This window comes from Dyella mobilis (assembly GCF_016904945.1).
Taxonomy (GTDB): domain Bacteria; phylum Pseudomonadota; class Gammaproteobacteria; order Xanthomonadales; family Rhodanobacteraceae; genus Dyella_B; species Dyella_B mobilis.
The window spans coordinates 173,531-185,298 of record NZ_JADIKF010000035.1 but is presented as its reverse complement, the minus strand read 5'-3'; the positions used below and the strand labels follow the sequence as shown (position 1 = coordinate 185,298).

15 protein-coding genes are annotated in these 11,768 nt (G+C 59.3%); 12 read left to right on the top strand and 3 right to left on the bottom strand.

What is annotated here, in order from left to right; genetic code table 11:
- The first annotated feature begins 11 nt into the window (after positions 1-11).
- The 12 genes from ISS99_RS04765 (at position 12) to ISS99_RS04710 (ending at position 9,412) form a co-directional block, all read left to right on the top strand.
- Positions 12-656 carry a hypothetical protein gene (locus ISS99_RS04765; protein ID WP_204630440.1) on the top strand — a complete coding sequence of 215 codons (645 nt, stop codon included), beginning with the start codon at positions 12-14 and terminating at the stop codon, positions 654-656.
- Between the two features lie 437 nt (positions 657-1,093).
- Positions 1,094-1,264, top strand: a complete 171-nt coding sequence (locus ISS99_RS04760; RefSeq protein ID WP_204630439.1) for a hypothetical protein — start codon at positions 1,094-1,096, stop codon at positions 1,262-1,264.
- A 23-nt stretch (positions 1,265-1,287) separates the two neighbouring features.
- Complete coding sequence (locus tag ISS99_RS04755) at positions 1,288-1,674, top strand: hypothetical protein (protein ID WP_204630438.1); 387 nt, start codon at positions 1,288-1,290, stop codon at positions 1,672-1,674.
- Positions 1,675-1,764: 90 nt separating this feature from the next.
- Positions 1,765-2,013: a hypothetical protein gene (locus tag ISS99_RS04750; RefSeq protein ID WP_204630437.1), complete on the top strand. Its 249-nt coding sequence runs from the start codon at positions 1,765-1,767 to the stop codon at positions 2,011-2,013.
- Between the two features lie 138 nt (positions 2,014-2,151).
- A complete protein-coding gene (locus ISS99_RS04745; protein ID WP_204630436.1) occupies positions 2,152-3,084 on the top strand; it encodes a hypothetical protein in 933 nt (310 codons plus the stop codon).
- Positions 3,085-3,192: 108 nt separating this feature from the next.
- Positions 3,193-4,590, top strand: coding sequence for a hypothetical protein (locus ISS99_RS04740; RefSeq protein WP_204630435.1), 1,398 nt, complete (start codon positions 3,193-3,195; stop codon positions 4,588-4,590).
- Between the two features lie 374 nt (positions 4,591-4,964).
- Complete coding sequence (locus ISS99_RS04735; RefSeq protein WP_204630434.1) at positions 4,965-6,443, top strand: serine hydrolase domain-containing protein; 1,479 nt, start codon at positions 4,965-4,967, stop codon at positions 6,441-6,443.
- Between the two features lie 3 nt (positions 6,444-6,446).
- Positions 6,447-6,794, top strand: a complete 348-nt coding sequence (locus ISS99_RS04730; RefSeq protein ID WP_204630433.1) for a hypothetical protein — start codon at positions 6,447-6,449, stop codon at positions 6,792-6,794.
- Between the two features lie 55 nt (positions 6,795-6,849).
- The gene (locus tag ISS99_RS04725) at positions 6,850-7,497 is read left to right on the top strand and encodes a GNAT family N-acetyltransferase (RefSeq protein ID WP_204630432.1); all 648 of its coding nucleotides are present in this window, start codon (positions 6,850-6,852) and stop codon (positions 7,495-7,497) included.
- A gap of 208 nt (positions 7,498-7,705) precedes the next feature.
- A complete protein-coding gene (locus tag ISS99_RS04720; RefSeq protein WP_204630431.1) occupies positions 7,706-8,131 on the top strand; it encodes a hypothetical protein in 426 nt (141 codons plus the stop codon).
- Between the two features lie 90 nt (positions 8,132-8,221).
- Positions 8,222-8,722 (top strand): hypothetical protein, encoded by a 501-nt coding sequence (locus ISS99_RS04715; protein WP_204630430.1) that lies wholly within the window; start codon positions 8,222-8,224, stop codon positions 8,720-8,722.
- 141 nt (positions 8,723-8,863) lie between these two features.
- Entirely contained in the window at positions 8,864-9,412 is a 549-nt protein-coding gene (locus ISS99_RS04710; RefSeq protein WP_204630429.1) for a DUF6882 domain-containing protein, read from the top strand.
- Between the two features lie 10 nt (positions 9,413-9,422).
- On the opposite strand, the gene ISS99_RS04705 is transcribed toward ISS99_RS04710, so the two are convergent.
- The 3 genes from ISS99_RS04705 to ISS99_RS04695 all read right to left on the bottom strand — a co-directional run bounded on the left by ISS99_RS04705 (position 9,423) and on the right by ISS99_RS04695 (position 11,700).
- Positions 9,423-9,860: a VOC family protein gene (locus tag ISS99_RS04705; protein ID WP_204630428.1), complete on the bottom strand. Its 438-nt coding sequence runs from the start codon at positions 9,858-9,860 to the stop codon at positions 9,423-9,425.
- Between the two features lie 82 nt (positions 9,861-9,942).
- On the bottom strand, positions 9,943-10,308 hold the full coding sequence (locus ISS99_RS04700; protein WP_204630427.1) for a cupin domain-containing protein: 366 nt from the start codon (positions 10,306-10,308) through the stop codon (positions 9,943-9,945).
- A 117-nt stretch (positions 10,309-10,425) separates the two neighbouring features.
- Positions 10,426-11,700, bottom strand: coding sequence for an MFS transporter (locus tag ISS99_RS04695; RefSeq protein ID WP_204630426.1), 1,275 nt, complete (start codon positions 11,698-11,700; stop codon positions 10,426-10,428).
- Between the last annotated feature and the right edge of the window lie 68 nt (positions 11,701-11,768).

Sequence of the window (11,768 nt, the reverse complement as noted above, 5' to 3'; positions counted from 1 at the left end):
GTCGAGAACGGATGTTGAATCGACGAGCTTGGCTCGACGAAGCGAATCCGAAATCAGGTGCCGGGAATGGCTGTCTGCTCGGGAATACGAGCTCAGCCGGGCGGCGAGTGGCGAAATTGAATGCAAAAGGTTCGACTTTCATGCTGAAAAACTGTTTCAAGGCCATGGCGGGATTTTCATTGCTCGCCGCTTTTTCCAGCAGCGTTTTTGCCGCGCCCATTACATCGAAACCGCTTTCGATGGCACTGACACAAGTGAAGCCACTGACAAAAATCTCCGTGCTCCTGCCAAGCAAGCTGCCATCGGCGATAGATGCCAACATTCACGCATCCGCGGGCACTGGTGATGAAACGAGCTATGAAATCCGTCTGTACTACCAAAAAGGCGTTGGGGATGCAGGATTTGCGGGCTACTTTTCTGGGAAGTTGAACTCGAACTTTCCAAATTTGAAGCATCGGGTCAGCCTGGTGCACGGTGTTATGGGTTATTTCCTGCCAGGTAGTCGTGGTGGGTCACGTTCCCCAAGTACCATCGAATGGAGCATGGGCAATGTTACGTATACCGCGCAGCTGAAGTTGCCCATCCAAAGTGCACCCGAACAACAGGCGACGATGGTTGCCGTAGCCGATTCGGCCATTGAAGGAGGCGCAAGGTAGGGGTGGCCTGACGCGCTTGAGCTCGAAGCCCTCGCGAGCGACCTAAAGCGAGTTCATCATTTATCGATGGAAGACATTTGGCACGACCGCCTATCGATAGGCGAGATCTTTGCAAAATTGGACCAGCAGACGCGAAAGAATTGAAACCGACTTCGATGACGAACCAAACACTGCAAAACTGGCGTCAACGAGGTCTCGTATCTCTGTGGCGATACGTTGGAGCGAATCGCTCTTTCAAGGGGTGGCACCTCAGCGCCGATGCTGATGGCTGCAGGTCCCTTCTCGCGCTGATCGACGCGTTTTCGGGTGACATTTCGGTGGCGTACCGAACGGTTTCCTTAATGGTGCCGTCCAGGACACTTCTGACCGTGCCGGGGAAGTTGTCTTGGGACGTCGAAAGCGTTTCAAAGCTCCGCGTGTCTTGCGCCGACTCACCCATGGACTGGCTTCTCAATGAATCCGGCGACGTCGCGGATCTGGTGCTTGGGGAGACCTGGCGAAGCAAATTTCGCGAGGCGGTGAATGCGCTATCTAACAGCGAGGGGGATTTCAACATCGGGCCGAAGGACGTGAATCAGGGAATCCGGTTCTGGCGGTGGGGGTCGTAGTGCCTTCCAGGGGTAACGGCAGGATGTATATCCGTTTCGTTGTTCATTCCATCGACCCCGATTCGGGGCGAAGGCAGGGGCTCTTTCAGGCTTTGGGTTACATTGCAGATAACGGGTACCTGAGGTCGGAAGAGCAGGCATCCTATGAGGCGCTTCGAAAATGGTTCCGTGAAAACCTTCCCGTGCCGGAATCCTTCGCGAAGTCCAGCAAGGTGCACGCCAAGAAAGTTGCCTTGAGCTGGTTCAAGCCCTCTGCTGTAGAGCACATTGCAAAAATGCGCAGTTTTTCCTCAATCCTGGTGGCATATGGCGTCCAAGTTGAGGTTCTGAAGCAGGATCGCCCGGGGTATGTCGTTTACGAAGATGACTATCAGATCGTTGCCGAGCCTTTCAAGGATACTTTGACGTAGCGGTGATTTTTAATCGTTGCGCGCGATGCCGGCGGTACGCGGCGTGCGCTGAGTGAGGTTTCCAGAGGAAATTGATAGTGTCCGCTTCATATGGCATTTGAAATTCTTTTCATCACAGAAGATCCCGATATCACTCCCGCTGCCGAGATCCAGTTCGCGGGACAGCGGGTTTGTATCATTCGTCTTTCACGGCATGGCTCTCCTGAGATCGAGTTTGTGAAGGATCGGTATTTGGGAAAGGATGTGGAGATGGTCTTTCCGCTCAAGGATTTTGTTGAAACCGTTGAATTGGCCGTCAGTGATCTCGCGTCGTGGCTGGACAAGCTCGCTGAAAATTAGGATTGATCAAGCTTTGCCCGAGGGAACGTATGGCGTCGTGATCTGAGGCCATCCTAATTGCCTGGCAGGTGCAAACGGATACAGGAAAATCTGCCATGCTCGGCGCAGCCGGGCGACATGGCTTAATCAGGGGGCGTCATGAATGGATGGGAAGTGCCTAAGCACTCGTGGCACAAAGGATTTTCGCGGAGCCGCGCGTGGTTCGTTGCGGCAGCTTTTTGCTTTGCCCCTCTTTACGCATACGGCCAGGCCGTTGAGCCTACGGCAGAGCGCGTAGTCATCGATTCGGAATGGGGTGGACTCGATCCTGATGCACCATTTCGTACACACATCGTCATTGAAAAAGAGGGAGCTCACTATCGGCTTACGGGCGGACACAGCAAAAGTCGCCACTGGAATCCGCTTCCGGAGCAGGCGTTTTCTTCTCAGGACATAGCGCCCGAGCGAGTAGCTGAATTGGTCGGTGCGATGAAAGCGCCGGTTCAACCGCTCATTGATCTGCGCACATTGGAGCCGACGGTCAACGAAGCTCAGCAAGAAATCGATGACATTCTCAAAGACACAAAACAGCCTTCCGCATCGACGGGTTCGTGGGCGAAGGTGCTCGCTTGGCGCGACAGTTTGCGGAGCCCCGGCGCGCTTGCTCAATTGTTGACCACGGGGTTCGATCAAACCCATACCGACGACTTTCCGTCTATCGATATCCAGGTGACGCTAAGCGATGGCACGAAGTTGTCCGCGCAGTCCAGGTCGCAGCATTACCTGATGCTTCCCTGGGAAAATGCGCGCGGAGATCGCACTTATTCGCCGAATATCCCGCGAGCTCTGGACGCATTGCTGCCAAAGGATGCCACCAACAAAGAAAGGTTGGAGGGCGTGCTGGATGACTTCGATCTGAAACAACTGCTCGAACGTGGCCTGGACAACCAGGTCGGACAATTCGATACCGAGTCGGCGGCTCCAGATTCGGGTCGCCTGCTGGATGCAAACGCCAAGGCTGTCGGCATTGCTCTCGTTTCCTGGAAAAGCCGGCGGTGGGACGCACGACTTCAACTTCCTGACAGTCCTTAATGGCGTCGTCATTTGAGGTCATCCCAATTGCCTGACAGGTGCAAACGGATATAGGAAAATCCGCCATGCCCGGCGCAGCCGGGCGGCGTGGCTTAATCAGGGGGCGTCATGAACGGATGGGAAGTGCCTGAGCAATCGTGGCACAAAGGATTTTCGCGGAACCGCGGATGGTTCATTGCAGCGGCACTGTGTTTTATCCCTCTTTACGCATATGGCCAGGTCGCCGAACCTATGCCAGAGCGCGTAGTCATCGATTCCGCGTGGGGCGGGTTCAATCCTGAAATGCCATTTAACACGCATATCGTCATTGAGAAAAATGGCGCTTCCTATCGGCTTACGGGCTGGCACAGCAAAAGCCGCTACGGGAAGCCGCTTCCTAAGCAGGTGTTTCCTGCGCAGACCATATCGCCCGAGCGAGTGACTGAATTGGTCGGCGCGATGGAAGCGCCGGTTCAGTCGCGCGTCGATCTGCGCACGTTGGAGCCGGCGGTGAATGATGCTCAGCATGAGATCGACGGCATTCTTGAACAGGCAAAGCTGCCTACTTCTTCGACGGGCTTGGGGGCGAACGTGCGCGCGTGGCGTGGCAGCTTGCGGAGCCCTGGCGCACTTGCCGACGCGTTGACCAGGGGCTTCGATGCCATCCATACCGATGACTCTCCCGTTATCGATATCCAGGTAACGCTAAGCGATGGCACGAAGTTGTCCGCAAAGTCTAGTTCGCAGCACTATCTGATGCTTCCCTGGAAAGACGCGCTCGGAAATCGCACCTATTCGACGAATATCCCGCGCGCCCTGGACGCATTGCTGCCAAAGGGCACCACCAACAAAGAGCGACTGGAGGGCGGGCTGGAAGGCTCCGATCTGGAAGATATGCTCGAATTTGGCCTGAACGACCAGATCGGGCGATTCGATGCCGAGTCGGAGGTTCCGGATGCGGTTCGCCTGTTGGATGCGAACTTCAAGGTCGTCGGCATTTGGCCGGGTCGGCAGCTTGATGCGGATCTTCAACTCCCTGACGGTCCTTCGAACCTGCAGTTGTCGACACGCCTTTCGTTGAGTGGGAAAACCCTGGCGAACGCGGCTGACGTTGTTCGAATCCGCCAGATGCTGCAACTCGTTCAGTCGTCGCCGGTATTGGGTGCGCACATCAAGTCGTCGCCAAATGTCGAGTTCTATATCCACGACAATGTTGGATGGACGTGGTTGAACAAGAAGACCGTTTCGCAATTTGTAAGCCAGATGCAGCAAATGAAAAAGCTTCCGGAGCTGCAAACCCGGCCGGCGCTGATGCAGGGGGCGGTGCTGGTCGAAGAGGGGGAGTGGCCGATCTACTGGGTTGTACTGTCCGATCGACGGGCAGTCCTTTGGAAGCAGGCAAGTCAGGCATCGGACAAGCCATTTGCCGGAAGCTGCCCTGCCATTCCCATGGGGGATGGCGATGTAACCGGCATCTACGACACGTGTATAGGAAAGGTTTACGGAGTCGATGGTCGCGAGCAGTAGCGCTCAGATTCCGCATTGTGGAAGTGTCTGTTTCCAGCTGTGGCCTCGGCCGGTCACTACGACACTGCGATAGCAGGGAAACGAATGGCTTTGGGATGCCGCCACACCAACGTCTTGGTGAAAGCGGCATTCTTTGCGAGCCCCTTCGCAAGGTGACCTCTGGCACTCGCCACCGCCCGACTGGGTGCTAGCTTTGCCCCGTAGGGGGCAAATCCACGTATTGATCCAGATAACCCTCTGATATCCCGTCAATCGTCTGCGCACTGAGCAGGCGTTTCAACGCATCGTGCGCTCGATCTACGTCGGCGTCTGGCGGCAAGCGTGGTGGGCGTGCCGTATCTGTTACGCAATGAACCCTGGTCAATCGAGGAGCAGTGGCAGTGACGCGATCATCGAAGGCAATCCATCTGGCGCTGGTTGCAGGGCTCCTGGCTTTTACGACCGCTTCCGCAGCTGACGCGGACAATTCGGCTGCGAAGATTTCGCAAGTCGAAAACGGGCTTCGCCCGGCGGCGGCGATAAGCGGCAAGCCCGTTCCCGTACGTGGATTGCTCGAAGAAATGGCCGCCATGCACGTGCAGGGGGTCAGCATTGCGGTTATCGATCGTGGCCGCGTTGCCTGGTCGAAAGGGTATGGTGTAACCAAGCAGGGCGGCACCGCCATCAATTCGGACACGCTTTTCCAGGCGGGCTCGATCAGCAAGTCGCTAACGGCGGTTGCCGCGATGCAGTTGGTGCAGGCTGGAAAAGTTCAGCTCGACGAAAACGTCAACGACAAACTGACCAGCTGGCATTTTCCCGCCAACACTTTTACCAGCGCTCACTTCGTCACGTTGCGGCAGCTTCTTTCGCACACCGGCGGCGTCAACGTTCACGGCTTTGAAGGATATGCCGCGGGTAAGTCGGTGCCCACGCTGTTGCAGGTGCTGGACGGCAGCCCTCCGGCCAATTCGCCCGCGATCCGGGTTGTTGCGGTGCCCGGCGCCGCATGGAGCTATTCCGGCGGCGGATACACCGTCGTCCAGCAGCTGATCATCGATCTCACCCATACGCCGTTTGAAAAGTGGCTCCAGCAACAGGTGTTCACCCCTGCTGGCATGCAGCGCAGCACCTTTGCGCAAGTGCTTCCTGCGGAGTGGGCGAATAACGTTGCCATGCCGCACAAGGGGAACGGTGATGCGGTACCCGGGGGGCCGTACCGGTACCCTGAAATGGCCGCGGCCGGATTGTGGACGACGCCCTCGGACCTGGCGAAATTTCTGATCAATATTCAGGCAGCCTGGAACGGTCGGGACGGCGAGCTGATTCAGCCGGCTACGGCCCGGGAGATGCTGAAGCTGGTCAAGTCGGGCAGCAGCATGGGCTTTGACGTTGGAGGGTCGGGCGACGGCCAGTATTTTGCAAAAGGCGGCGACACGACCGGATTCGCCGGCGAAATGGTCGCGCTCAATTCGCGTGGCGAAGGCGTGGTGATACTCACCAACAACTCCATCGGCGCCGCGCTTGCTGACGAGATCGTTCGCAGTGTCGCGGCCGCTTACCATTGGCCGGCTTTTCAAACGCACGTGCGCAGCGTGAGCAAGGTCGATGAGAAAAAGATCAAGCTGCTCGCTGGCGATTATGCGTATGGCGAGAGCGGGCGTTTCTCCGTGCAGGTTGATGGCGACCACTTGACCATCAAGCAAACCTGGCGACCCTCGGAAAGCATGTACCCCCAAAGTGCGACGGCGTGGTTTACGCTTTCCGACGACGCGACGTATGTCTTCAACGATGACAAGGGCGCATCCGGATACATCGATGAGGATGGCGACCGGGTTGCCTTTCACCGTGTGCAAGAAAATAGCGCGAAATGAGCCATGTATAGGTTCGACGTCTACAGCGGCGAGTTGCTAATAGGCTGGTCCGAGCTTGAGTCGGGAGACCCGCCGATGGGCGTCGCGTTCGGGAAATTCATTCCAGCGCCAGACTACGAGGCGGTTAGATCCGCTGCCGTGGAGCTGGAGAATGAAGAGCGCGGCGTGCCGCATCTCTCCATTCGTCTTTCGGATGGCACGGTGCTGAGGTCAGCCGGCGGCGTGCACATCACGGATCATTCCGTCGAACTGGGTGAGAACGGCAGGGAAATCGCTGTTCTTGGGATCGAATACCCCCTGTACAAAGAGCTGTTTCCCCACCACGTCGACGCTTACGAACGCAAGTTTTAGCGTTCCTTCCGATCGTTCAAAGCATCCCCAGTCCAGATACTACCCACACGTAACGATGATCAGCTCGCACATAGACCCAAAGCTCGTTTTTGCATGGCAGGCCGCGCATTCACTGGCCCGAAAATCCCCGGAACCGGTCCACGACCGCGGCGGCTACAGGGTGGATACCCATTCGGAAAAGGAAGTGAAGCGCTGGGTGTTCCCGGTGCTCTGCGATGGCCTGTACGAGCTGGCCCGCGATATTTCGACGCCGCGGTATTTTTTGAAGCTGTGCGGCACCCATGAAGAACTGCACGGCGCCATTCCGGCACGGTGGGAGATTCAGCCGGGCAACTACTTCATGGAGGCGACCGCCATCGTCCACCAAACCGGCCCCATACCGGACGGCTACCGAATGGAGCTTCATCAGGATGGGCCGGTTGCCCGGGTGCAGGTTGTCGCGCCGAATGGGGATATCGCCGCCAGTGGCACAGCCGCGGAAACCATGGATGCCTACGTTTACGACCGTATCGAAACAGCGTTGGAGTATCGGCGAAAGGGATTGGGTATCGCCGTGATGCATGCGCTTGGGTCCGCGAGGAAGTCGTCCATCGGTCGCCAACTGCTGGTGGCGACCGAAGATGGCCGCAGCTTGTACGAACGCCTTGGCTGGACGGTGATGGCGCCCTTTGCGACGGCGGTCATCCCGGATCGGGAATTTTGAAACCGGCAGGGAGGCCACCTGTTTGCCGGGGCAAAGCTGACTTGGCAGTTATTTGCGATGGTCATGGCTGCGTTCGTTTCCACGTATCCCGACAAGTGCCAAGGGGACGGTTGGCGCATTAAGATCGCCGGGCCGGATGTCGGCGCCTGAGCTTGCTTCGCCGGCCGAAGGCGAGGGGCTGGTTCCGAGGAACTGAAAGGGGGATTGAATGGCCAATGACGTGCGGGTCTTTCGCGCATCGCGGTTCCTGTCGGTGCTTCTGGGCGGCCTGGCAGTCATTTTTGCTGTGGCGATGTTTTTGTCGAATGACGGGCACGTGCTGCCATTGGGCTATGTGCTCGGCGGGATGGTGCCGGTTGCGATCGCCGCGGCCAGCGTTTTCGCTTGGCGCTATGGTGTTTGCGTCGGTGATACGACCATCGAGGCGGGTGTCTTCCGTCGCACGTCCTATGCCTTGAAAGACGCCACATCTATCGACGTGCAAAGGACGAAGGTGGGGAGAGTGGCTGCGGTTCGATTCTCCGACGGCCGCATCCTCAGGTTCGATCAGAATCTGGTCGGCTTTGACGATCTCCTGTCGTTGATCAGCCAGCGATCGTCGCTACCCGTGAGAAAGCCTGTGTGGGACCCGTGATTGCTTACGAAGCGGGCGAGTAATTTTTCACGACAGGGAAGTACGCGTGATTCAGGCGATACGCCCACTCAACCGAGGACCTGGTTGCCCATGAAAGCCTTCGTTTTTTCAATTCTCGTCACGTTGTTCTTCATTGCGATGCCGGCGCTGGCGGCTCCGCCTGATAAAGACCTCCGAGCGGCGGTGGATCGACTCGCAGCGTTGACGTCGGATGGCTATGCGACGCTCTATGCCGAACAAACGGCGGCGATTCCCGAAAGATCTTCGAGGATCGTCGCGGTGTTTTTCGTGCTCGAGGGGCCGGGCATGGGCAATGGCTACTGGCAGTTCCTCGCTTTCTTTGAACGCAACGAGACGGCCGGCCCAAAATATCCGCCAGCGCACGCGTATCGGCTGTTGGCATTCCGGCAAGTCGGTGCCAGGGAAACGCGCTCCTTCGATGCGCCTACCGCGTCATTCCAGAACGGGATACTTACGGTATCGGGGCATGCCCTGGGGCCGAACGACCCGATGTGCTGTCCTTCCGTCCCGGTGCGGGCCGTGTTCAAGCTTGAAGATGGTGCAGTGGTTGAACAACAGGCTGGTCGCTAAGCACCCCTCGCCGCCTCGATTCGAGCGTGGTGTGGGTGCGGAGCGAGTGCCAAGGTATCGACAGCGCGATGTGAACGCATGGTTCGGTTCGCCTCGGCGCCTACCCATTAATGCAGATCATTTCCAACACGGAGGATGCAAATGGCCGGTTTACGCAAGCCGTTGCTCGGCAACGAAGATCAGGACGCCAGGGCGGGCACGGGCAGCGCCCACGATGCGGACGCTGCGCTTTCCGAACCCGATCTCACCATCGCGCGGGCGAACAATGAAATGCAGATGCGCACGCAGGCCGCGATGGAGGCCTGGGGCCTGGATGGCGCCGCGTGGAATGCCGACCTTGAGGCCGGAACGATCACGTTTACCAATACAGAAAGAGGCCTGATCGTGACCGGGCCGGTGCAGGTGGTCGGCACCTACAACACCAAAGACGGTACCTGGCTTTGGGGATGGGATCACCCCTCGGTGCCCGCGCCGCTTGGCGAGCATGCGCGGCGCGTTCGCGACTTTGGCCAGCAATATGGGCTGAGTGTGTTGACCACGCGCAAGGTCCTGGTGTCCATGGAAGATGCCTGGGTATTCACCGCGCTGGCCTGCCATCTCGGCGGCGGGCAGGGTGGCTATAGCGGCCCGTCGGGCACGACCAGGGTGTTCATGACCTACGGTACGGTGATGATCCGCAAAGCCGGCTGAAGCAGGGCGCTCAGCCGAGTTCCTGCGCGAGCCCGATAAGCAGCCCTTCGGGCCCGCGGATGTAGCAAAGCCGATACGAGTCCTGATAACGCACCACTTCGCCGACGAGCTGCGCGCCGCGCTTGCGCAGCTTGTCGAGCGTCTCGTCGATGTCGTCTACGGCGAACATCACGCGCAGGTAGCCCAGGGCATTCACTGGGGCGTTGCGGTGATCCGCTACTGTGGACGGCCTGATAAAGCGGGACAGCTCGAGCCGGCCATGGCCGTCGGGCGTGCGCATCATGGCAATCTCGACGCATTGATCGCCCAAGCCGGTAATGCGTCCGGCCCATTCGCCTTCGATGGTGGCCCGACCTTCAAGCTCGAGGCCGAGGTCGCGAAAGAAATCGATCGCCGCGGTGAGGTCCTCGACGACGATGCCTACGTTGTCCATGCGCTTCAGGCCCATCTTTCGAATCTACAAGATGGTATTTGTCCTGACAACGCAGCGTGCGGTATTGGCGGAAAAGCCGTATGCCAGGTTAGTGCGCTCAGGAAAACTGCTCTTCGATGCTTCGCGTCAGCGGCGTCACTTCATCTCCGGTGTGCTTGGTGGATGCGGGCTCGATCAGTAGAACCCAGCATTCCTCGTCGGCGACCGGGTTGTGGCGCACACCCTTGGGAATGGTGAGAAAGTCGCCTTCGCGCAGTTCGACCACGCCGTCTTCCAGCTCGATGCGCATGCTGCCTTTGACGATGTGGAATAGCTCGTCTTCGTGGTCGTGCGCGTGCCAGACCAGTTCCCCTTTGATTTTCGCTGCTTTCAGCAGCTGGTCGTTGACCTTGCCGATCACCTTCGGCGACCAGTGTTCGGTGACGCGCTCGAACGCGTCAAGCAGGTTTTGTACAGCGAGCATGGATATCTCCGACGGCGACGTTGCTGCACTAGTAACACGGCACGCGCGCGCGGTCCCGTGCAGGAAGTTGATCTCTATCGCGGCGGCGAGACCCTCCTGGTCGTGGAAACCGGCGCGTCAGCGTGCACGCCGAAAGATCGCGCCGAGCAGCAGTATCGCGACGGTGAATCCAAGACAGACGAAGCACACGCCCGTCCATCCGGCCCACGCCCACGCTGCCCCGGAAAGCACCGCGCCGATCGCGCCGCCCACGAAGAAGATGCCGACAAACAGCGCATTCAAGCGCCCGCGCATGGGCGGGTTGATGAGATTGATGACGCGCCTCCCGAGTGTCTGGTCGGTGATGACGCCGGCGTCGAGCGCCGCCGCGCCGGCCACCAGCAGCGCAAGCGCCAGTTCCGGATGCGCCTTGGGCGAGAATCCGCCCCAGCCGGCGCCGGCAACGCCCAACACCAGCACGGCGGCGATCATCAACAGATGTGCGGCCAACTGTGTCGCGTGGTCGGCACCGCGGTCGCCGAGGTAGCCCGCGAGCGGGGTGACGATGGCCCCGCTGGCGCCGGCCAGTGCAAACACGGCGACGCCTTGCATGCTCAGTGAAAACGGCGGCTGGCTCAGCAACAAGGCGATGCTGGTCCAGAACGCGCTGAATGCGCCGAGCGCGAGCGCTGCCAGCGTCGAGCGCCGTCGCAACAACGGCTCCGTGCGCAGCAGCGTCCACAGGGAGCGCAGCAGTTCGGCATAGCGCGCGCTCGTAGCCGGTTTGCGCGTGGGCAGCCGGGTGTAGAGGACTATCGCAAGCAGCGCGTCGGCGCCGGCTTCCAGGCCGAAGAACGCGCGCCATCCAAGTGTTCCATCGATCACGCTGGCCAGTGGGCGCGACAGCAGGATGCCGATCATCAAGCCGCTCATGACATTGCCGACCGCCCGGCCGCGCCGATGCTCCGGCGCCATCGACGCCGCCATCGGCACCAGCATCTGGATCACGCTCGAGGTCGCCCCTGCCAGCGACACCGAGGCGAGAAACAGCCACCCCGATCGCGCGATGGCCGACAAGCCCAGGAAGGCGGCACAGCAGATCAGCACGCGAAAAATCAGCCGGCGGTTTTCGAGCAGGTCGCACAACGGCACCAATAGAAGCAGGCCGGCGGCGTAGCCGAGCTGCGGCAGCATCGCGACCAGGCCGGCGAGCTCGGGCGGCAGTCCCAGGCTGCGGCTGACTGGGCCGGTCAAAGGCTGCGCCGCCGTCAGGTTCATCACGATCACCCCCACGGCTGAAGCAAAAAACAGGGTCAGCGGGGTGGTCAAAACCCATTCGGGCGTTGCCGAAAGCGGGGTTTGAATGGGCGAGGGCACCAGCTGCTGCGCGGAAGGATCAGTGGGGCGGGTCATGGGGCCACTTCGGTAAGCGTCGATCGGGCCTATCGTAGGGAGCCTCTCGTTATGCAACAATTGAATTA